Genomic DNA, 23,663 nt, shown 5'->3' with positions numbered 1-23,663 from the left:
CGCCGCCGTCCTGGTTGGAACCGTAACGGACCCGGACTCAGTCCTGGCGCCGCGGGTTCTTGACACGCTCACCCGTGCGACCGCCCACGAACTTGCGGACGCCCGGGGTCGGCGACCACGGAGCGCCGATCTCGGAGGTGGTCGGGTCGATCTGGGTCGAGCTCGCCGCGTTGGCGGCGGCCTTGTTGGCCAGCTCGCGCCGCATGTCGGCGGCGCGGGAAAGCCCGCCCGCGTTCAGGAACTCGCAGGTCCCGAGGAAGTCGCCGTGCGCGACGTGGTCGGCGGCGCTGCCGAGCTCGATCCCGAGCGTGCGGGCGCTCTCCGGGTTGCCGGAGGGCGAGTGGCAAACCCAGAGCTTCTTCATGTCGACGATGAACCCTTCCATCCTGTTGTCGGGGTTGAAGCCGTAGCCGGCGACGACCGTGCCGTCGGCGCTCACGGTGTTCGCCTGCGCGAGGTACCAGAAGTACAGCTCGTCGAGCCCCTGCGAGATGAGGAAGAGCTGGAGGTCGATCGTGCCCACCCCCTCGATCCATACGATCGGGGCGGTGCCGGTGAGACGCGTCCCCGCGACGCCGACCGCGACCTTGCCGTCCTCGCTGACCCCGCCGTACGGGTCGACCAGGTAGGGCCAGGTCTCCGGCGGCGGGATCTCGGTGAAGGTCCCGTCGGGGTTGCGGCGGAAGCCGCTGTTGAACTTCGCGCCGTAGTCGAAGTTGCGGCCGACGACGTAGCTGCCGTCGCCGGTCATGTCGTAGACCTCCCCCTTGAAGAGGTCGTCGGTCCAGTCGGGGTTGTTGATGCAGACCAGCGTGTCGGGGCAGGCGCCGTTCGACGTGCAGGTCGCGCCGGCGTTCGGGCCGGTGCAGGTGCCGGCGCAGACGCTGTCGCTGGTGCACTGCGTGCCGGGATTCGACCCGCCGGCGCAGGCGCCGCGGCACTGGCTGTTGCTCGTGCAGCTCGTCCCGGGGTTGGTCCCGCCGACGCAGACGTTGGAGACGCAGGTCCCCTTGTTCTGGCAGGTCCCGCGGCTCGCGCAGGTGCCGTCGTCGACGAACTCGGGGCAACCGTTGGTCCCGGATCCGTTGAACGTGCATCCCTGTCCGGACTGCGCGCAGATCTTCGGCTCACGGCCGTCCGGGTCGCCGAGGAAGGTCCAGGACCCTCCCTGCCAGGTCGCGCCGCGCCGCAGGCCCTGGAGGTTCGTGCCCCAACCCGCGACCGTGCTCCCGTCGTGCGTGACGGCATTCGCGCGCGTGCTCTTGCCGTTCGGCCGGCCGAGCGCGATCGTCGTGTTCGTCGCCTTGTCCCAGAGCCAGCCCTGCGCGATCGAGCACCCCTGCCAGGTGAGGCCGACCGCGTAGTCCCCTTCGCCGCCCATGTCGTAGTACGTCATGCGCGAGCTGCCGCAGGGGGCGTAGCCCGCGTCGGGCGGGATCGGCGTCCACTGGTCGACGACGCCGTTCCAGGTCCCCGGCCAGAGGTAGAGGGGGTTCGAGCCGGGGTAGATCCCGTTCCCCATGATCACGCCGCCGGAGGACATGTCCCCCGGGCCGCCGTTGCCGACGAGCGCGCCCCAGCCGTCCTCACGGGTCCACAAGGTCGTGTACGCGCCGCTGGCGTTAGGCGACACGAGGAAAACCGTCCCTTCCGGGTTCATGTCCCAGACCGACGAGTAGTTGCTCGGAGCCGGATTCTGGATGAACCCGATCGGCGTGAAGGTGACCCCGCGGTTGGCCGCGAAGGCCGAGGTGGCCAGGAACGCGACCAACGCCGCCACTCCCAGCAGAACGATCCGATTTCTCATGTGACCCCCTGTCGCCGTTCTCGCCCCCCGACTCACTCCGAGTCCTCCCTGGGCTTCGCCGGCATGGTTGAATCGACCGGAACCTGTTCGCGAACACGAACGTTCTTCGGGCGGAGGAGGTCGCCGACGAGCGGCCTCAGGCACTCCGCCATCTCCGAGGTGGGGACGAATCCGTCCGCCCCCGCCGCCCAGGACTCCAGGCGTGCGACCCGGCTGTCGTAGAACGAGAGCAACACGACGAGCGGCGCCGAGGGGCGCGACTTGATCCGTCGCGCCACCTCGAACCCGCTCAAGTCGGGAAGGCTCACGTCCATCAGCACCAGATCGACCCGCAGCGCGTCGATGCGCTCCAGAGCCTCGGAACCCGAATGCGCCCTGCCGATCACGTCGATCCGGGCGTCGTCCGCCATCCACGCGACGACGCCGTCGAGAAACGTGTCGTTTCCGGCAACCAGGAGCGTCCGGGCCCGGCTCATGCTTGCTCTCTTCTCCTCTCGATCGCGCAGCCCGCGTCGAGAGCCCCGAGTATTCGGGGAACGCTCCCCGCCGTCTGTCAGGGACTTCCTGACTTCCGGAGGAAATAACCCCTCGTTCGGAGTCATGCGGAAAACTGCTCGGACTCAGGGTTTCCCTGACGGGCACCGTTTGCGATTCGCTCTATAAGGAGCGCGACTTCCACGGGGGGCGTGTGCGCGCCGTACGAACCATTCTCTCGGCTTGCGCCCTGGCGCTCACGATCCCGGCGACGGCGGGGACGTTGTCGCCGGAGCTGCGCCGCGCCATGGATCGCGCGGAACCCGGCGAGCTCCTGCCGATCGTCGTCCTGATGGACGCGTTTCCGGAGCGGAACGCGCTGCTCGAGGAAGTCCGCGGGATGGGCCGCGAGCGTCGCCGCGCGCACGTCGTCGCGACGATGAAGGCCCTCGCGAGCCGCAGCCAGCAAAGCGCGCGGGAGATCGCCGGCGGAAACGTCCGCGTCCTTTGGGGAGTGAACGGCTTCGCGCTGGATGCCGAACCGCGAACGATCGAAAGGCTCGCCGCCCTCGAGGACGTGAAGTGGGTCCTCCACGACGGCGGACGGGGCGAGCCCGCGGTCGGCGGCGAGCCGGAGAGGACCGGCCCGACCGGCGGCGACGCCTCGGGGCCGAACCCCGACGCGACGATCCGCGGCGAGCTGACCGCGATGGGTGCGCCGCAGGTCTGGAACGACCTCGGTTACACGGGGGCGGGCGTCATCGTCGCGGTGCTCGACACGGGCGTCTACCGCAGCCATCCGGACCTCGCCGATCACATCTGGACCAACCTCGACGAGGTCCCGGCGAACGGGCTCGACGACGACGCCAACGGCTACGTCGACGACACCTGGGGCTGGGACCTGTGCAACGACGACAACGAGCCGACGAGCGGCTCGCACGGGACCCAGGTCGCGGGACAGGTCGCCGGAGACGGGACCAACGGCGTCGTCACCGGGATGGCCCCCGACGCCGAGCTGATGGTCCTCGGTTTCGATTGCTCCCCTCCCGACTCGATCGGCTGGGAGGCGTCGGATTACGCGATCGCCAACGGCGCGCACGTGATCACCGAATCGTTCATCTGGCCGTGGGAGGACCCGCCCGACTACGAGGGGTGGCGCCGGCAGAGCGACACCGAGCTCGCGGCGGGGATCCTCCACCTCAACGCCGCGGGGAACGACGGCCAGAACCAGGTCAACCGGCCGATCCCCTACAACGTCGCCGCTCCGGCCAACTGCCCACCGCCGTGGCTGCACCCCGACCAGGCGATCGCCGGCGGGATCTCGTCGGTCGTCGCGGTGGCCAACGTCAGCTGGACGACGGACCTGCTCGAGCCCTCGTCGTCGCGGGGGCCATCGGCGTGGGAGGACATCCGGGCCTGGAGCAATCCGCTCTACCCCTTCCCGCTCACCGCGGAGTACATGGACTACCCGCACCACGACGGCGCGCTTCAGGGCCTGCTCAAACCCGACCTCGCCGCGTACGGGAACGGGACGTCCACGACCTGCCCCGGCACCGGGTACTGCTCGTTCAGCGGCACCTCGTCGGCGACGCCGCACGTCGCGGGGGCCGTGGCGCTGATGCTGCAGGCGAATCCCGAGGCCACCCCCGAGCAGCTCGCCGAGGCGCTGATGACGACCGCGCAGCACCGCGGCAACCCGGGCAAGAACCTCGACTACGGAGCCGGTCTGCTCCAGGCGCACGCGGCGGTCCTCGCCGTCGAGTCGGGGGTCGTCCACGGCGGCCACGCCTTCGACGACACGGCCCTCGGCAACGGCGATCTCTCCCTCGACCCCGGGGAGCAGCTCGTCCTGAGCGTCACCGCGGAGAGCCGGACCGACGTCGCGATCGACGGACTGCATGCGATCCTGACCACGACGACCCCCGGGATCACGATCCACGACGCAGTCGGGTCCTTCCCGACGCTCCCCGCGCGCGGGACCGCGACGACCCTCGCCCCGCACTTCTCGCTGAGCGTCGATCCGTCGGCGTGCGCCGCGGTCGCCGTCTTCGACCTCGAGTTCCGGTACGGCGCCTCGGTGCGCCGGTCCACCTTCAGCGTCCGCGTCGGCACCGAACGCCCCCTCGCCGGCCTCGACTGGGACATGGAGTCGGCCGCGGGGTGGAGCGCCGATCCCGGCACCGCGACGCGCGGGACGTTCACCCGCGAGGATCCCGTCGGCGTCGCCGTCACCGGCGGCTTCAGCAATCCCGAGGACGACACGACTCCGGCCCCCGGCGTCGCCTGCTGGGTCACGGGAAGCGGCGGCGGGAACCCCAACGGCAACGATGTCGACGGCGGCTCGACCTTCCTCTACTCCCCGACCTTCGGGGCGCCGCACGTCCTCCAGATGACCCTCGCCTACGACCGCTGGTACTACGACGACAGCTCGAGCAGCGACGCGTTCAAGGCCGAGATCTCCAACGACGGCGGCTCCACGTGGACCCTGCTGGAGCAGCGGGTGTCCCCGACCGGCGGCTGGGGGCGCTTCTCCGTCGACCTGATGCACGTGGTCCCGCCGAGCGAGGACATGCGCCTGCGCTACACCGCGACCGACGGCGGCACCGACAGCGTCGTCGAGGCGGCGGTGGACGAGGTGCACGTCGTCGGGACCTGGGTCGACTGCCAGGCGTACACGCCTCCGGCGACGCTGCGGCCGAATCCCGTCGGGAACACCGTGCGCGTCGACAAGGACGCCGCGGGACACGTGGTGCTCGCGTGGAGCGCCCCGCCGGTCGACGCCGGTCACGGGGCCGCGACGCTTTATCGCATCACCCGCGCGCCCGCACCGAACGGGCCGTGGACCGAGGTCGGCTCCGCCACGTCGACCCGCTGGGTCGACGTGGACGCGCTCGCCTCCCCCGCTTCCGACCACTACCGCGTCGCCGCGGAAAACGCCGGAGGAACGGAGTGATCGCAGCCTCGATCCTGCTCGCCGCCGCGCTTTCCCCCGACCTCCGGGCTGCGATGGACGCCGCCGTTCCCGGAGAGCGCCTCCCCGTCGTCGTGCTGATGGACGAGTTCCCCGATCAGGAGGCGCTCCTCAACGAAGTGCGGCCGATGAGCCGCGCCCGCAGGCGCCAGCACGTCGTGTCCACGATGACGGCCCTGGCCGCGCGCAGCCAGCGCCGCGTCCGCGCCCTCCTCGCCGAGGAAGCCGACGTCGTCGACGACGTGCGCGTCCTCTGGGGGGTGAACGGCGTGGCCCTGCGTGCCACCCGCGCCGCGATCGAGCGACTCGCGGCGCTCCCCGAGGTCCGCGGGGTGCTGCACGACCGCGCCCCCGCGCACGCCGACGGCGGAGTCGAGGCCGGCGGTGCGAACCCCGAGGCGACGGTGACGTCGGACGTGATCGCCCACGGCGCGAAACAGGTCTGGGACGGGCCGGGGTACACGGGGGTGGGCGTGCTCGTCGCCGTGATCGACACGGGGTTCGACCGGACCCACCCCGACCTCGCGGACCACGTCTGGAGCAACCCGCTCGAGATCGCGGGGAACGCCCTCGACGACGACGGCAACGGCCTCGTCGACGACAGCTGGGGGTGGGATTTCTGCGCCAACGGGCAGCCGGTCGTCGGCACGCACGGCACGCAGGTCGCCGGGCAGGTCGCGGGGGACGGGACGAACGGAACCGTCACCGGCATGGCCCCCGACGCGACGCTGATGTCCCTCGGCATCGACTGCGACACCCCGTCCCGCGCCTGGCAGGCGAGCGACTACGCCCTCGCCCACGGAGCGGACGTGATCACGCAGTCGTACAGCTGGTGGTGGACCGACCGCCCCGACTACGGGGCGTTCCGCCGCCAGACCGACGTCGAGCTCGCGGCCGGGGTGCTCCACGCCAACTCCGCGGGGAACAACGGCGGGGACCTGCTCAACTACCCGCTTCCCTACAACATCTCGACCCCGGCGAACTGCCCCGCCCCGTGGATCCACCCCGACCAGACGATCGTCGGGGGGCTCTCGTCGATCCTCGCGGTCGGTGACATCCATCGAGGCACCGACGTCATCGCCTCGTCGTCGTCGCGCGGGCCCTCGGCCTGGGAGGACATCCGCGTCTACACCGAACCCGTCTACCCGTACCCGATGCCCCTCGAGTACCAGGACTACCCCTACCAGAACGGCGCGCAGCCGGGGCTGATCAAGCCGGACCTGTCCGCTTACGGAAGCGGGACGACTTCCACCTGTCCCGGCGCGAGCTACTGCAATTTCAGCGGGACCTCGTCGGCGACGCCCCACGTGTCGGGCGCGGTGGCGCTGATGCTCCAGGCGAATCCCGAGGCCGCTCCGGCCGAGCTCGCCCGGGCGCTGATGACCACGGCGACGGACCGCGGGGCACCGGGCAAGGACAACGTGTACGGCGCGGGGTTCCTCGAGGCCTTCGCCGCGGTCCTCCAGGTGGAATCCGGGGTGGTCTACGTGGGGCACGCGTTCGACGACACGGCGCTGGGAAACGGCGATCTCGGCCTCGACCCCGGAGAGCAGGTCGTCCTGTCGGTCACCGCGGAGAGCCGGACCGACGCGCCGATCGAGGGGCTCCAGGCGATCCTCTCCACGACGACCCCGGGGATCACGATCCACGACCGCCTGGCGTATTTCCCGACCCTCCCCGCGCGAGGAGTCGCGCCGACCCTGGCGCCGCACTTCTCGCTGACGATCGATCCGTCCGCCTGCTCGGCGGTCGCCGTCTTCGATCTCGAGTTCCGGTACGGCGCCGCCGTGCGTCGCTCGAGCTTCAGCGTCCGCGTCGGCGACGAGCTCCCGCTGACCGGCCTCGACTGGGACATGGAGACCGCCGCCGGCTGGACCGCCGACCCGGGAACCGCCACCCGAGGGACGTTCACGCGCGAGGACCCCGTCGGCGTCGCCGTCACCGGCGGCTTCAGCAACCCCGAGAACGACACGACCCCGGATCCCGGCGTCGCCTGCTGGGTCACCGGCAGCGGCGGCGGGAACCCCAACGGCAACGACGTCGACGCGGGCGCGACCTACCTCCATTCCCCGACCTTCGGCGCCCCCTTCATCCAGACGCTCTCGCTCCGCTACGACCGCTGGTACTACGACGACAGCTCGAGCAGCGACGCGTTCAAGGCGGAGATCTCCAACGACGGCGGGAGCACCTGGACGCTCCTCGAGCAGCGCGTCTCGCCGACCGGCGGCTGGGGGAGCTTCTCGGTCGACCTGATGACCCTGCTCCCCCCGAGCGCGTCGATGCGCCTGCGCTTCACGGCGACCGACGGCGGCACCGACAACGTCGTCGAGGCGGCGGTCGACGAGGTGCACCTCGCCGGGACGTGGGTCGACTGCCAGTCGTACACGCCGCCGGCGGTGCCGCGGCCGAATCCCGTCGGGAACACCGTGCGCGTCGACAAGGACGCGGCGGGACACGTGGTGCTCGCGTGGACCGCCCCTCCGGTCGACGCCGGTCACGGCGCGGCCACGCTCTACCGCATCGCGCGCGCGACGACGCCGCAGGGGCCCTGGACCGAGGCCGGCTCGGCCGCCTCGACCCGCTGGGTCGACGTCGATGCGCTCCTGTCCGCCGTCCCGCACCACTACCGCGTCGCCGCGGAAAACGCCGGAGGAACCGAATGACGACCCCCCGACTCCTTGCCGCCGCCCTGATCCTCGCCGCGGCGATCCCCGCCGGGGCGGACGAACCGGGCGCGTGCTCCGCGGAAAGCGCCGCGAAGCCCGGGCAGGCGCGCGACACGGTCGAGGCGACGCGACCGGGACCCTGGCGGCAGGACGCGAAGCGGGTGCCGCCGCGCCTGCGCGTTCCCGGGACGCGAACCGTCGCCCCGAAGGACCGGATGTCGTTCGACGCGACGGCCGCGGGGCGCTGGGTCCGCGGCTACCGACCGGCGACGCCGGAAGCCGAAGCCGCCTTCGAGGCCTGGAAGGCCGCGCAGGCCGCCCACCTCGGAACGGCCGACCTGTCTGGGGTCCCGAACCAGCCCACCAGCAACTTCGCCGCGAACCTCCTCCGCGGCGGGCGCGCCGGTGCGGTCGCCGACGAGACGATCGAGCACGTGGTGCGGGACGCGCGGTATTCCGTCTCCCCCGTCGACCTTCGCCGGCTCGCGCCGCCGGAAGAGACCGTCGCGAAGCCGAAGGGAAAGAAGCCCGAGAGCGACACCGGGTACGACCACCATTCCGGCCTGACGTGGTCCGAGTATCGATGGGTGAAAGCGCAGGCGCAGGACGCTCCGGAGACTCGGGACGGGCAGGAAGCCGTGGCCTCGTCCTCGCGCGCGCCCGGAGCCGGCGGCGTCGGGTTCGACGCCATCGTCTCGAACCAGACCTACACCCCGCCGGACCCGATCCTCGCGGCCGGCCCCGGACACCTCGTCGCCGTCGTCAACTCGCGTTACCAGGTCTGGGACAAGACAGGCACGCCCCTGTCGACGCCGATTCCCCTCGAACAGTTCTTCAACGGGGTCCCCCACTGCGCCGGCCTGTTCGATCCCTATGTCGACTACGACGAGGCGTCCAACCGGTTCGTGATGGGAGCGATGTCCCTCGAGACCGGGGCCGGCACCAACTCGTACCTGTGCGTGGCCGCCTCCGCGACCAACGATCCGACCGGGACCTGGAACCGGATCTCCTTCCGCGCCGATGTCGTGGACCCACTGACCTGGATCGACTACCCGCACATGGGGATCGGCCTCGACGCGATCTACATCGCCGGGAACATGTTCCTCGACGGCGGCGGCCTCGACTCCGTCCGCGCCTTCGCCGTCGACAAGGCGGCGCTTTACGCGGGAACCGCCGTGGGCGTCGCGGAGGCGGGGCTCGGCTCCATGTTCTTCACGGCGCAGCCGGCGAAGCTCCACGGCTACGCCTCCGGCGGCTGGCCTGCGCCGGGGACGCCGCACCATCTCATCGCACACGACGGCGGCGGGAACAGCCGGATCTGGCGCTGGAGCGACCCCTTCGCCTCGCCGCCCGTGATCTACGGCACGCTCACCGAGGCGTACGTCGGCTCCGCGCCGCCGAGCGCCGCGGAGCTCGGCGCCGGGGTCGCCGGCCTCAACGACACGGGGACGGGACGCTGGCTCGACGCGGAGGTTCGCGCCGGGAAGCTCTGGGCGACCCGCAACACCGCCTGCAATTTCGGGGGCGGCAACGCGGAGAGCTGCATCGACTGGGTGGAGATCGACGTCTCCGGGACCGCGCCCGTTCTCCTGCAGCAGCAGTCGGGCGGCGCCTACGGGAGCACCGGCGACTTCCGCTACTACCCCGACCTCTCGATCGACCGGAACGGGAACGTGGCGATCGGGTACACGAAGTCGAGCGCGGCGACCTACACCCAGGTCTGGGTCACCGGGCGCGAGTTCGGCGACCCGCCGGGGACGCTCCAGCCGGAGGTCCTGCAGCGCGCCGGCCTCGGCAACTACAACGACGGCGGCGGCTGCGGCGGCAGCTGCGACCGCTGGGGGGACTACACGGGAATGACCGTCGACCCCGACGGCTGCACCTTCTGGTACCTCGGGCAGTACTCCGACGGCGGGTACTACAACTGGGGCACGCGCATCGGGAACTTCCGGTTCGCCTCGTGCAGCACCGACTCGCTCGTGCAGGTCGACAAGGGGACCTACACCTGCGACGACACGATCGAGGTCACCGTGACCGACACCGTGGCGATCGACGCCGCGACCGTCGCGGACCGGACGACGGTCGCGACCACCGCGGGCGACGCGGAGACGATCCCCGCGGGATCGTGGACGGGCTCGGACTGCGCGGGGACGGCCTGCGGCACCTGGACCGCGACGATGCCGGTTCTCGGCACGGCCGGCGCGGACGGCGACGGGGTGGTCAACGCGGGGGACGGCCAGACGATCACGGTCCTCTACACCGATCCGCACGCGGGGCACGCGACCCGCTCGGTCGAGGCCGCCGTCGGCTGCAGGACGCGCCTCGAGGACGGCGGCTACCTCACGACGGGCGGCTGCGAGGCCGGCACGGGGGCGGAGGTCTACCGCGACTACATGGACGGCGGCGAGTTCATCGCCTACACGTTCGGCGTCTACAACCCTCCGACGGCCACGCCGCTCACGGACGTCGTCGCCGAGCTCGTCATCACCGGCCCGGCCGCCGACCGGATCACGATCTTCAACCCGATCGTGCAGCTCGGCTCCATCGGCACGGATCAGCTGACGGCGCCCGTCTTCTCGCTCTACATCTCCCCGACGATCGACGCGGCGGGACTGCGGATGAGCGAGCACGCCTTCAACCTGCGCGTCACCTCGGCGGCCGACGGGTTCACCACCGCGCAGACGCTGACCCAGCGCCACCTTCTGCAGACCGACGACACCATCGTCGCGGAAGGCGAGTGCTGGAACTTCGAGTCGGGCGCCCAGGGGTTCGTGGAGGACCGGATCCGGTACCAGTACACGTGCGGCCCCGCAGCGTGCGGGACGCAGACGCAGGTGTCCACCGTGGCCGCCCCGTTCAGCCGCGGCGCCGGTTGCGGGAGCGAGATCCGCACTGACGATCCGGGGATCTCCTGCGACACCGGGGGCACCCAGGCGTTCAAGTCGAACGGCGACCCCGCGACCTGCGGCGCGTTTGCGCAGAGCAAGGGCGGGGGGCTCGGCACGATCACCGACACCGTCCTCTACTCGCCGATCTTCCGCCCCGCGCACACCGGGCTCGCGGCGAACGGCCAGCCGTGGAATTACGAGTGGCTGGGCGCCTCCTGGTACTACCGCTCGGACATGGTCGCGTTCATCGACCCGGCGATGGCCGTCGGCTTCTTCTGGGACCGGAACTATCCCGGCACGGACACGCCGGGGATCAACGAGATCTACGACTGGTATCCGTACGCCTACGGGTACTTCTTCTACGAGAACCGGGGTTGGGACGGCGGAACGCCTTGGGACCCGCTCGTCGGTCCCGCGAACCGCGACGGGATCGGCTTCGGCAACGCGCGCGGCGCGGCCACCGCGGGCCTCCAGTGGCGGTGGGCCATCGAGGTCTACGACACCGACATGGACGGGGATCCCACCGCCACCCCCGCAACGGCGGGTCTGGCGCTCGACAACCTCAACTTCGCGTACAACCAGTACCACGCCGACGGGCAGGTCGGGACCTGCTCGGCGTCGAATGCCGTCGTGACGTTCGACCGTTACACCTATCCGCAGTGCCCGGGCCAGGCGGTGGGAATCCGGGTCTTCGACGGCTCGACCGCCGGCTCGGTCCAGGTGACGGTCGAGTCCGAGACCACGGGGGATCTCGAGACCTTCACCTTGCACGGGACCGGCCCCGACTTCGCGGCGACGCTCCCCTCCTCCACCGCCGACGGGCCGCGCGCGAACGACGGGACCTTGCTCGTCGCCCCCTCCGATCGAATCCGAGCGACCTACCACGGCGACTCCGGCCCGTACTCGGTGGCGTACGCCTACGTCGACTGCCGGGGAGGCGACGTCGTCGCGGACGGGATCGCCGGGCTCGCGGACAACGGCGACGGCGACGCCTGGGCCGACGCGAACGAGACGGTTCACTTCTCGATCAAGCTCCGGAACAACACCGGCCAGCCTCTCCAGAACGTCCGGGCGATCGTCGATTCGGACGATCCCTCGGTCGACTGCCTCCGCAAGAACACCGCGTCGTTCGGCACGATCGCCGCCGGGGCGACCGCGACGAACCCGCTCGCCACCGACCCGTTCACCTTCAAGGTGTCGGGGAGCGTCGCGTGCACGGATCCGATGGCGCCCCCGACCGCCACCTTCCGCGTCCTCATCCTCGCGGACGGCTTCGCGGGGCCCCTCGAGCCGCAGGAGGTGACGCTGTTCCTCGACCTGAACGACGTCCCCGGAACGACGACGTACCTCGAGCCGTTCACCACCAACCCGACGGGATTCGTCCACCGCCTCGGTCCGGGCGACGACGACGGCGCGACGGTGAACCCCAGCGGCTCCCCGTGCAGCCCCTACGCCGATCGCTTCTTCTGGCGGGCGACCGGCGGGAACTCGGGCGGCGGTTATTTCTGCTGGCAGAACCAGGCCGATAACTTCCCGACCGGCAATTACGGCGACCTTTCGGACTCCGTCCTGTATTCGCCCGTCCTCAAGATCGGCACGACCGGCACGACCCTCTCCTTCGACCACGAGTACCTCTTCGGGTACTCGGGGACCTATCGCGTCGACGGCGCGCGGGTCGACTACCGGATCAACGGCGGGGTCTGGCGCAAGCTCACGACGCTCCCGTACGACGGCGCGCTCATCTTCAACCACTACTGCAACCCGTTGTGCAACATGGGCGGCGAGTACAACCGCGACTGCTTCTCGGAGAACGCCGCGAACGGCGAGAACATCTTCAACCAGCTCGACCAGGGAACCGTGAACTGGCGGGCGGTCTCGGGGGCGCTCTCCGGCCTGAACCCGGGGGACCTCGTCCAGTTCCGGTGGCGCGTCGGCTCGATGCGCAGCTCGTCGTACGGCATCTCGACCGCCGGGGGTTACGGCCTCGACAACGTGAGCCTCACGGGCGTCGTCCAGCGGACCTGCGACGCGGCCGTGCGCCCCGACGTGGGGTGCGGCGTCGTCTTCGACCGATCCGGCAACCTCGTCCAGCGCTGCGGCGACGGCGACGCCCTCGTGGAGCCGACGGAGCGCTGGGCGGTGGACGTCACGCTGCGGAACTCGGCGGCGACTCCGTCGGTCGGGACGACCGCGGAGCTCGCGATCTCGGCCGGGTCGCGCAACCCGGCGACCGTCGTCGGCAATCCGGCGTCGTTCGGGACGATCGCCGCCGCGGGCGGGACCGCGACCGCGACGTACGAGTTCGTGGTGGGTCCCGGGGCCGCCTGCATCGAGGAGGTCCTCTTCGACCTCCGGAACGTCGCGGACGTCCAGGGATCTTACGGCGACGCCCCCTCGGTCTTCTCGGTGCCGGTCGGCGGAACCGGGTCGCAGCAGACCGCGACGCAAAGCCTCGATCCGCTGAGCGCCTCGGACTCGACGGGCTTCTCGGCCCTCGCGCCGGCGCTGGGCGTGCCGACCCCCGTCTACGGCGCGACGGTCGATTACGACTTCGCCTACACCAACGTCGCCCCGGTGCAGAGCGAGTCGCAGGTCGTGAACCCGTTGACCGTCGAGAACGCCACGATCACGACGCTCCTGGGCGATCCCTTCGCGATCTCGCCGGACTCGGCCGTCTCGGCGGTCGTCGACTGGACGACCCTCAGTCACTCCAGCGTGACCGATTGCACCCGCGTCTTCCTCCAGACGCCTTCCGGCTCCAACTGGACGCTGAAGGCGATCGGCGCCGCTCCGGCGAACCCCTACAACGTCCTGACCGTCTACAAGAACTCCAGCGGAGGCGCCGGGCAGTACCGCATCGGACTCGAGGAGGTCGCAAGCGGTCCCTGCAAGAACCAGGCGTCGCTGACGGGCGCGACCATGACGGTGACCGACGCCGCCCCCACCGGGACCTGGACGGCGAACGCCAGGGTGTCGCTGTGGGACGGGACGAGGGCGTACGTGCTCAAGCCGTTCGGGGCCGCCGACGCCGCTCCCTACGACGTGAAGGCGAGCTACGACGCCGGCGGTCCCGGGAACTGGTCGATCCGCCTCGAGGAGAACGGCGGCGGGGGCGAGGCGCGGCTCGCGGCGGCGAGCCTGACCGCGGTCGGCATCCAGTGCGACGCGGGGTGCGCCGTCTCGTCGCCCGCGGCACCGCCGATGGCCGACGGGGAGATCGGCGCGCCCGTGCTCTTCGGCAAGGGACTCGGCCCGGACGAGCTCACGGTGTCGATCGACAACGCGACGTGCTCGTCGAGTCGCGCCGTCGTCCTCTACGGGAGCATCGGCAACTACGCCGGATACCAGGGCGCGGTGACCGGGTGCGATCTCGGTGCGGGACCGATCGGGACGATCACCGCTCCGGCGGGGAGCGTCTGGTTCAACGTGATCTGGGTGAACGACGCCGGCGCCGCCGGCCACCCCGGTTTCAGCAGCTCGGGAGCGCGCACCTGGCCGGCGGCGGGGCTGTGCGGCTCGATCTCGGACGACGCGTCCGACGCGGTGTGCAACTGATGAAGCGACTCCTCGCGGCGACGATCCTCCTCACCACCTTCGCGGCGGCGCTCGCGGCCTCGGACCGGCGCGAGCCTTCGCCCCTCGACGACCGGGTCCGGCATCGGGAGGGCGGGTCGATCTCGACGCACCCCCGCGACGTGGACGACCTGGCACCGTCCGACGCGCTGCGCTCGCGCTGGCGGCGGTTCCGCGAGCGCCATGCGGGCGACTGGTCCGTCCACGTGGACGGGCGGACGGGCATGCCGACGCTCCTCTCCGGGAGCGGGATCCCGTGGCTTTCGGAGCCCGCCGCGGCGGGCGCGACGCTCGAGGAGCTCGATCGGCTCGCGCGGACGTTCCTGGAGACCAACGCGGACGTCTTCGGCTCCTGGTCCGATCTGCTCGATCTCGATCGCGCCGCCAGCCGGCAGCTGCGGGAGGCGCACTGGCAGATCGTCTACCGCCAGGTCGTGGGCGGGGTGCGCGTGGAGAACGCGAGGCTCGATCTCCACGTGGTTCGCGGTCGCCTGGTGATGGCGGGTGCGGAGCACTGGAGCCGCCCGGCGGCGGGAGGCGTGCCCGAGCTCGACGCGCCCGCCGCCCGCGAGCGCCTCGACGCGTACGTCGGCGAGGCGGCGGCGGGCCTCATCGCCGTCGGGGAGCCGCAACTCGTCCTCATGGCGGCGGAGGCGGGTCGAGGGCTGACCCACACGCTGGCGTGGCGCTTCACCTTCGACGAGGCCGACGCACCGCGCAGCTGGATCGGCGAGGTGGACGCCCGCGACGGCTCGATCCTCTCGTTCTACGAGGGGACCCGGTACGGCTCCGTGCGCGGCGGCGTCTTTCCGTTGAGCCCCGACGGCGACTGCACGAACGGCGGTTGCGAAGCGGCGGAGATGCCGATGCCCTACGCCGACGCGACGGAGGCCGGGCAGGCCGAGCAGTTCGGCGACGCGTACGGCAACCTCGTCTGCGTCGAACCGGCCGGGGCGACCGAGACGAACCTCGTGGGTCGTTACATCCGCATCGTCGACGCCTGCGGCGCGTTGACCCAGACGGCGACGTGCGGCGGCGGCCTCACGCTCGGCACGAAGGCCGGGGAGAACTGCGCCGTCGCGCCGGGCGCGTCGCCGGGGAACACCGCGGCCACGCGCACCGCCTTTTACCACATGAACCGCGTCGCCCAGATCGCGCGCTTCTACGATCCGGCGAACGTCTGGCTCAACGGCACGCTCACCGTCAACGTGAACGTCACCCAGTCGTGCAACGCCAACTGGACCGGCACGGTCGTGAACATGTTCCGCGCCGGCAGCAACTGCAACAACACGGGCGAGAACGCCGGGATCCTCGTGCACGAGTGGGGCCACGGCTACGACCAGAACGACGGCGGCGGGGTGGACAAACCCTCGGAGGCCTACTCGGACATCGTCAACATCCTCGCCACGCGCGCCTCGTGCCAGGGGCACGGGACGTACAACGACGGCAGCACGTGCAGCGGCTACGGCGACGCCTGCCTGACCTGCACCGGCTTCCGCGAGTTCGACTGGAACCAGCGCCAGTCCCGCACCCCGGCGACTCCGGCCAACTTCGCCTTCGCCCGCTGCTCCCAGGACTTCTCGAGCTTCAGCGGCCCGTGCAAGCGCGAGCCCCACTGCGAGTCGTACGTGTCGTCCGAGGCGATCTACGACCTCGCGACCCGCGATCTCCCGGCGGCCGGATTGGACCAGGCCAGCGCGTGGCAGCTGGTGGACCGGCTCTGGTACGCCACCCGGCCCGGGTCGGGGGGCAACGCCTACACCTGCTCGGCATCCGCGTCCGATTCGTGCCTGGCCACGAGCTGGTACCAGCGCATGCGCGTGGCCGACGACGACGACGGCAACCTCGCGAACGGGACGCCGCACGCCGCGGCGCTCTTCGCCGCGTTCAAGCGGCACGAGATCGCCTGCGGGCTCGCCTCGGACACCAGGAACCAGAACCACACCAGCTGTCCCGCCCTCGCCGCCCCGGTCGTGACGAAGACCGTGTCCCCCGCCGGCGTCGAGCTGGCCTGGGGGCCGGTTTCGGGCGCCGCGTCCTACCGGGTCTTTCGCGGCGAGCTCGGCTGCGGTCGGCAGCAGGTCCCGATCGCGACGCGGACCTCGGCGCAGACGAGCTACCTCGACGACAGCGCCGACTCCTCCGCCGTGCGCCACTACCGCGTCCAGGCCTTCGGCTCCAACGGGGCCTGCTTCAGCCCGGTCTCGAACTGCGTGGGCGCCCCCGCCGGCGGCCGACTCCGGCAAACGGCCCATCGCGTGATCGACGGCGGAAACACGACCCCCGAGCCGGGTGAGACGATCGAACTGGCCGCCACCCTGCTCAACGAAGGGGCCGAGGCCGCCCTCTCCCCCGTCGCGAGCGTCTCCGTCGTCGCTCCCGCGCACGTGCGCGTCCTGAACCCGACGGCGACGTGGCCGACGATCGCCGCGTCGGCGACGGCGGAGAGCGTCGCCCCGCAGGCGCGCCTCGTCATCCTCCCCGAGGCGCAGTGCGGCCAGACGCTCACCGTCGATCTCGCCGGGGCGGCGTCGAACTCGCCGTCGTTCGGCAGCCGGATCGCGATCCCGATGGGGAACCCGAACCGCGACTACACCCAGGAGGACATCGTCATCGTTCCGCCGCTGACGACCACCCCCGCCGTGGCGCAGTTCGTGATCGCCGACGACCGCCCGATCGCCGAGCTCGACCTCTCGGTGGACATCTTCCACCAGGACCCCACGCAGCTCGTCGTCTCGCTGACCTCGCCGCAGGGCACCACGGTCCGCCTGCACGATCGCGGGCCGGCCGTCGGCAACGGCATCGTGACCCGCTACGATCGCGACACGGCCCCGTCCGGGCCCGGAAGCATGGCCGACTTCGTCGGGCAATCGACCCTGGGGACGTGGACGCTTTCGGTCGAAGACCTCGACGGGAGCGGCATCACGACCGACGGCTACATCCGCCCGCGCACGCTGCACGTGACGGCCCGGGGCGCCTACGGCTGCGACGTCCAGGGGTGCGCCGACCCGGTGCCGGCTGCGGCGCCCGCGCTCCAGGTCCAGAAGGTCGACGACGGGAGCCAGCTCGATCTCGTCTTCTCGTGGAGCGCGGTCGCGGGGGCCGGGTACCACGTGCTGCAGTCCACGGGCCCGACGTTCGCGAGCGACGTGACGCTCCTGGCGAACCCGGCGACCGCGACGACGTTCACGCTCCAGGACGGCGTCAACACGACCCCGGCGCTGACCTTCTTCCAGGTGAAGGCGGTGAACAGCTGTCATCACGAGGGGCCGTAGGACGCTGCTAGAGTGCGGGCGTGCGCAAGCGCCTCGCGATCGCCCTGGGACTTCTGGCGGGCGTCCTCGCGGTCGGGACCCTCGGCTACGTCCTGATCGAGGGCGCCTCCCCCTGGGACGCGTTCTACATGACCGCGATCACGCTGACGACCGTCGGGTACGGCGAGGTCTTCCCGCTCTCCCGCGCCGGCGAGGTCTTCACGGTCGTCGTCCTGTTCGCGGGGCTCGGTATTCTCCTGTTCGGCCTCACCGACCTCGCGCGGTGGGTGATCGAGGGGGAGATGCGCGATGCGTTCGGACGCCGGCGGAGGACGCGCATGCTGGAGAAGCTCTCGGGACACGAGATCGTGTGCGGCTGGGGACGGATGGGCCAGGCGGTCGTCGAGGAGCTCGTCCGCGAAGGACGACCCTTCGTCGTGATCGAGCGGGCGGTCGAGAAGGTCGCGCGGCTCACCGAGCGCGGCGTCCCGGTCGTGGAGGGGGACGCGGTCTCCGAGGACGTGCTCAAGACGGCGGGGGTCGCCCGCGCGCGGGGGCTCGTGGCCTGCCTCAACGACGACGCGCACAACGTCTACACGGTGCTGACCGCGCGGTCGCTCAACCCGTCGCTCTTCATCGTCGCGCGCGCGGGTGAGGCCGGCGCGGACGCGAGGCTCCGACGCGCCGGAGCGAACAAGGTCGTCAATCCGTACCATCTCGGCGGGCTGCGCCTGGCGCACATGCTCACGAAGCCCGCCGTCGTGGACTTCCTCGACGTGTCGTTCGACGCCGAGGGGGGAGAGCTCCAGCTCGAGCAGCTCCAGATCGACGGGGGGACGCCGATCTCCGGGACGACGCTCGCCGGCGCCGACCTCCGCCGGAAGTGGGGGGTCGCGGTCGTCGGCGTGAAGCGCGCCGGGCGCGTCATCCCCAACCCGGAAGCCGACTTCCGGCTGCAGGAGGGGGACGTCCTCATCGTCGCCGGGGCACGCGCCGCGCTCGAGTCGTTCGAGCGTGCGATGCTGTCCCCGGCATGAGTTGGAAGACCGGCGACCGCGTCCGCCATCGCGACAACCCCGACCTCGGTCCCGGTCGCGTCCTGCACGCGACGGCCCGGGAGGTCGTCGTCGAGTTCCCGGCGCGCGGGACCACGCTGAAGCTCGCGGCCGCCACGGGGGGGCTCGTCCCGCTGCGCCTCGCGCCGGGGACCTGGGCGCGCGACGAGCAGACCGGCGACCGCGTGCTCATCGAGGCGGAGCTTCCCGGCGGGAGGTTCCGTCTCACCGGGGGCCGGATCGCAGAAGGCCGCTTCCTGTGGCCGCTCGACGTCGCCGACTCCCCCGTCGACCTCCTCGCCCACGGCGAGATCGGGAGCGTCGAGGCGTTCGGACTGCGCCTCGACGCGCTCCACCTGAAAACGGTGCGCGAGGCGGAGGGGCTCGGCTCGTTCCTCGGGGGGCGCATCCGCCTGTTCCCCCACCAGCTCTACGTCGCCGAGCGCGCGACCCGCACCGACCCGGTGCGCTGGCTGCTCGCCGACGAGGTGGGGCTCGGGAAAACGGTCGAGGCCTGCCTGATCCTCAACCACCTCGTGCGCGTGCGGCGGACCGAGCGCACCCTCGTCGTCGCCCCGGAGACGCTCGTGGTGCAGTGGCTCGGGGAGCTGTGGCGGAAATACCACCAGGTCTTCGTCCTCCTCGACGAGCCTCGCCTGGCCGACGTCGCGAAGGACCACGGCGCCGACTTCAATCCCTTCGACGCGCACCGGCAGGTGGTCGTCTCGATGGAGACGCTCGTCAAGCGGCCGAAGCTCACCGAGCAGGCCGTCGAGGCCGGGATCGATCTGCTGATCGTGGACGAGGCGCATCACCTCCAGCGGGCGAAGGGGCATCCCGGAAACGCCGCCTACCGCGCGATCGCGCCGATCTGCGCCCTCGGACGGCACGTGTTGCTGCTGACCGCGACCCCCCTCGAGGACGACGCGCACGGATTCTTCCGGCTGCTGCAGCTGCTGCGTCCCGAGGAGTTCCCCGAAGGGGAGTCGTTCGAGGCGCGCCTTCAGGAGCGGAGGCCCCTTCCTCCGTGCACGAGCCAGACGCGCCGCGCCGACATCGGCGGGCTCCCGCCGCGCGCCCCGGCCCCGGTCACGATCGACGATCCCGGCGGTTGGGAGGCGCTGCGCGAGCTCGAACGGACGATGCTGGAGCTTCCCGCGCCGCACGCGGTCGCCCGACGCCAGAAGGCCGACAAGGTCGCGCGCGCCCTCGCCTCCCCCTGGGCGATCGACGCGGGGGCCGCGTCGCGCGACGCGCAGGCCGCCGACCCCCGCGTGGTGTGGCTGGCCGACGCCGCCCGCGAGTGGCAGACGAAGCGGCAGAAGACGCTCGTCTTCGTCGCGCACCGCGAGACCCTCGAGGCGCTCCGGGCGGCGCTCTCCCGGATCGCCCAGATCCGCACCGGGGCCTTCCACGAGGCCCTCTCGACCGCCGCGCGGGACATCGAGGTCGCGCAGTTCCGGACTCCCGCGGGCCCGTCCCTGCTCATCTCGACCGAATGCGGCGGCGAGGGGCGGAACTTCGAGTTCTGCCGGCGGATCGTGCTGTTCGACCTCCCCTGGAACCCCGTGCAGGTCGAGCAACGGATCGGACGGCTCGACAGGATCGGGCGCACGCGCGACGTGGAGATCGTCTACTTCAGGCCGCCCTCCGGGCTCGGCGCGTCGGTCGCGGCGCTGTACGAGTCGATCGGCCTGTTCCGCGAGCCGCTCGGCGGGCTCGAGCGTGAGCTCGCCCACGTCGAGCAGGCGGTGCGCGAGGCGGCGGCCGACGGTCGCGACACGCTCCCGCCGGACGTCCTCCGGCGCGTCGTCGACGAGATGCACGGTGCGCGCGAGCGTTCGCGGGCCGCGGCCTACCACGAGCTCCACCGCGAGCCGTACCGCCCCGAGCTCGCCGAAGCGATCCTCGCGCGCGTTCCCGCGGATCTCGAGGAGCTCACGCAGGACTTCGTGGTGTCCGCGTGCGAGCAGCTCGGACTGATGGTCGAGCCGCACCGCGACGGCAGCGTCTGGTCGATCGCCTTCGGCACCGCGTCGCGGGTGGAGAACCTCCCCGGCGTCCCCGGCGACGCATCCTTCCTCGGCGCCTTCGACCGCGAGGAGGCGGTCGCCGACGAAGCGCTCGACTTCTTCGCCTCGGGGCACCCCCTCGTCGAGGGGCTTCTCGCCGAGATCGAGGATGGTCGTATCGGCCGCACCGCGATCCTCGGCGTGGACGGCAGGGGAACGACCGGTTTCGGCCTGCTCGCGATCTACGCGAAGGAAGGCGGCTTCGACGCGGTGTGCGTCGATCTCCACGGAAAGCGCCGCGACGACTGGGCGGCACAGCTCACCGCACGGCCGCTGCGCACGAGACGGATCAAGACGGCGTCGATCGTCGACGCGCCCACGTGGGGCCCGATGGTGCGCAAGCTCGCCGCCGCGCTCGGACGGGAGGACCGTCCCGCGGCCGCCGCAGCGGTCGTCGCGCTCTGAAAATAGGGACAGTCCCTCATTAAATGGGGACAGCAACCTATTTCCGAATAGGGTGACTGTCCCCTATTCGGAAATAGGTTGCTGTCCCCATTTAATGAGGGACTGTCCCTGTTTTCAGAGCGCGACGCACGAGCTCGTGGAAATGGTGGAGGCCGTTCTCGCGCTTCGCGGAGTACCGGCCGGCCTCGTAGGCGCGCGAGCGGAGGTTGCGCTGCACCGATTCGCAGATCGCGATGTCCTCGGCCTGGATCCCGTCGGAAAACGCCACCGCCTCGGCGTCCTCCGCCCCGGCGAAGAAGTAGTCGAAGACGCACACGGTCCGCTCGGGACCGTCCGGCAGGATCAGGTTCGTCTGCGCGTACCCCGGCGAGACGTTCAGCATGAAGTTCGGCCATACCCACACGTAGAGGTAGCGCTCGTCCGCGCGGTCCTCCCCGCGTCCGGGGGAGCGCTGGATCACGATCGGCCCGTCCGTCTCGACCTCGTACCGCCGATAGTCGAGGATCCGGTTCAGCCCCGGGTGCGCCGCGGGGATGTGGTACCCCTCGAGGTAGTTGTCGACGTAGACCTTCCAATTGCAGGCGATCCGGTAGACGTCGCGGCGGCCGAAACGCATGGTCGCGAACGCCGTCTTCGCCGCGAGGTCCCCCACGCGGCCGAGCGCCCGGGCCAGCGGCTTCGCCTGCGGGTCGAGGTTCACGAAGACGAGTCCCGACCAGACTTCGCAGCGCACCGGGCGGAGCCCGAAGTCCTTCGCCTCGAACCGCTCCACGCCCTCCATCTCGGGAGCGGTGCGCAGCGTCCCGTCGAGCCGGTACGTCCAGCCGTGGTAGGTGCAGCGGAACGCCTTCACGCAACCGGACTCGCCGGGAGCGACGGTCCCGGCGCGGTGCCGGCAGACGTTGAAGAACGCCCGCACCCCCCCGCGGTCGTCGCGGACGACGACGACGGGCTCGCCGGCGACCTCGACGGCGACGTAGTCGCCGGGGTTCGCGATCTGCTCCTCCCGCACGGCGAGCTGCCAGCTGCGCGCGAAGATCCGTTCCCGCTCCCGGGCGAGGTGCTCCTCCCCTGCGTACCACGCCGACGGGAGCGTCCACGCCCTCTCGACCGGAGCGCCGGGGCGGGTTCCCTTCACGCCCGGGCCCTCACGACGGCGTGGACCGCCGCCGCCAGAAAGACCATGAACGCCGTCGCGAGCAGGACCCTCCAACCCGAGCCGGCGACCAGCAGGACGGAGACGGCGACCCCGGCGACGGCGAGCGCGCCGGCGCGGGCTCGGGCCGCGGGGGTGAAGCGGTCCCCCTCGCGCCGCACGAGGGTCGGAAGCGCGGCGCAGGCCAGGGCGATCGACACCAGCCCGGTTGCGTTCGACAGCAGCGCCACGAGGTTGTAGACGCCGAGGAACGTCTCGACGAAATAGAAGACGAGCAGCGACGACGGGATCAGCGTCGAGATCACGAGCGCCCGCGCCGGGGTCCCGAACCTGGGGTGGATCGCGGCGAACGCGTGCGGCGCGACGCCGTCCCGCGCCGCGGCGTACGGAAGGCGGCCGACGACGAGCAGCCAGCCGTTGAGCGCCCCGAAGGTCGAGACCATCGCGCCGAGGGCGACGAAGCCGCCTCCCCAGGGACCCAGCGCCCGCTCCGCCGCCATCGCCAACGGCGAGGTGTGGCCCGCGAGCGAGGACGCCGGGAATGCGAGCGCCATCGTGACCGCGACCGCGAGGTACACGACGATGGTCAGCGCGTAACCGGCGTAGGCGGCGAGGCGGATCGTCCTCGCGGCGTCCTTCGTTTCCTCCGCCGGGACCCCGACCGACTCCGCGCCCAGGAACGCCCACGCGACGAGACTGATCGCGGGGAACAGGCCGCCGAACCCGTGCGGCGCGAAGGGCGCGAGGTTCCCGGGGTTCGCCATCGGGACGAGCGCGATCGCGAGGACGAACAGCGGCACCACCTTGAGGGTGGTCGCGACGAGGCCGAGCCGCCCGCTCGCCTTCACCCCGAGCACGTTGACGAAGGTCAGCCCCCACAGGAGCGCCTGCGCGACGAGGAACGCGGGGACCTTCTCGCGTAGCGAAGGGAAGAAGACCGCCGCGTACCCCACGAAGGCGGTGGCGAAGGCGGCGTTGGCGGTGACGCCGGAGATCCAGTACAGGAACGACGAGATCGCCCCGGCGCGCTCGCCGAACGCCCGCTGCGCGTAGACCTGCAGTCCCCCCTGGACCGGGTAGGCCTGGCCGAGGTCGGCATAGGCGGCGGTCAAGGCGAGGTACGCGAGGCCGACGATCGGCCAGGCGAGAAGGCCCAGCGGCCCGGCGGCGTCCGCGAGCGACGCGGGGATCGCGTACACCCCCGAGCCGATGACGTTTCCCGCGACGAGCGCGGTCAGGGTGAAGAACCCCAGGCCGCGGACGAGCCCCTTGTCTTGCACGGCCGGAGTCTAAATGGGGACAGGCACCAATTCCGCGAAATAGGTCTCGGCCCGTTTACACT

General features: G+C 71.4%; 10 protein-coding genes. 6 read left to right on the top strand and 4 right to left on the bottom strand.

The features are described from left to right. Window positions 1–37: 37 nt before the first annotated feature. Complete coding sequence (locus VF139_17775) at window positions 38–1,807, bottom strand: hypothetical protein (protein HEX6853250.1); 1,770 nt, start codon at window positions 1,805–1,807, stop codon at window positions 38–40. Between the two features lie 32 nt (window positions 1,808–1,839). After that, window positions 1,840–2,283, bottom strand: a complete 444-nt coding sequence (locus VF139_17770) for a response regulator transcription factor (protein HEX6853249.1) — start codon at window positions 2,281–2,283, stop codon at window positions 1,840–1,842. A gap of 212 nt (window positions 2,284–2,495) precedes the next feature. Here VF139_17770 and VF139_17765 point away from each other — a divergent pair, with 212 nt between their 5' ends. Genes VF139_17765 through VF139_17740 form a run of 6 tightly spaced genes read left to right on the top strand, consistent with a single transcriptional unit; the run spans window position 2,496 to window position 21,165 of the window. Next, entirely contained in the window at window positions 2,496–5,234 is a 2,739-nt protein-coding gene (locus VF139_17765; GenBank protein HEX6853248.1) for a S8 family serine peptidase, read from the top strand. Continuing rightward, complete coding sequence (locus VF139_17760; protein ID HEX6853247.1) at window positions 5,231–7,915, top strand: S8 family serine peptidase; 2,685 nt, start codon at window positions 5,231–5,233, stop codon at window positions 7,913–7,915. Before VF139_17765 ends, VF139_17760 begins: the two co-directional genes overlap by 4 nt. Beyond that, window positions 7,912–14,361 carry a hypothetical protein gene (locus VF139_17755; protein ID HEX6853246.1) on the top strand — a complete coding sequence of 2,150 codons (6,450 nt, stop codon included), beginning with the start codon at window positions 7,912–7,914 and terminating at the stop codon, window positions 14,359–14,361. Before VF139_17760 ends, VF139_17755 begins: the two co-directional genes overlap by 4 nt. Then, a complete protein-coding gene (locus VF139_17750; GenBank protein ID HEX6853245.1) occupies window positions 14,361–17,654 on the top strand; it encodes a proprotein convertase P-domain-containing protein in 3,294 nt (1,097 codons plus the stop codon). Before VF139_17755 ends, VF139_17750 begins: the two co-directional genes overlap by 1 nt. A 20-nt stretch (window positions 17,655–17,674) precedes the next feature. After that, window positions 17,675–18,670, top strand: a complete 996-nt coding sequence (locus VF139_17745) for a potassium channel protein (GenBank protein HEX6853244.1) — start codon at window positions 17,675–17,677, stop codon at window positions 18,668–18,670. Further along, the gene (locus VF139_17740) at window positions 18,667–21,165 is read left to right on the top strand and encodes an SNF2-related protein (GenBank protein ID HEX6853243.1); all 2,499 of its coding nucleotides are present in this window, start codon (window positions 18,667–18,669) and stop codon (window positions 21,163–21,165) included. The genes VF139_17745 and VF139_17740 overlap by 4 nt, the downstream gene beginning before the upstream one ends. A gap of 91 nt (window positions 21,166–21,256) precedes the next feature. Here VF139_17740 and VF139_17735 read toward each other — a convergent pair whose 3' ends face one another. Next, on the bottom strand, window positions 21,257–22,303 hold the full coding sequence (locus tag VF139_17735; protein HEX6853242.1) for an SRPBCC family protein: 1,047 nt from the start codon (window positions 22,301–22,303) through the stop codon (window positions 21,257–21,259). Continuing rightward, complete coding sequence (locus VF139_17730; GenBank protein HEX6853241.1) at window positions 22,300–23,601, bottom strand: amino acid permease; 1,302 nt, start codon at window positions 23,599–23,601, stop codon at window positions 22,300–22,302. The genes VF139_17735 and VF139_17730 overlap by 4 nt, the downstream gene beginning before the upstream one ends. Window positions 23,602–23,663: the final 62 nt, after the last annotated feature.

The sequence above is a fragment of the Candidatus Polarisedimenticolaceae bacterium genome, assembly GCA_036376135.1.
In the GTDB taxonomy this organism is placed as follows: domain Bacteria; phylum Acidobacteriota; class Polarisedimenticolia; order Polarisedimenticolales; family DASRJG01; genus DASVAW01.
This window is presented reverse-complemented; position numbering and strand designations above follow the sequence as displayed.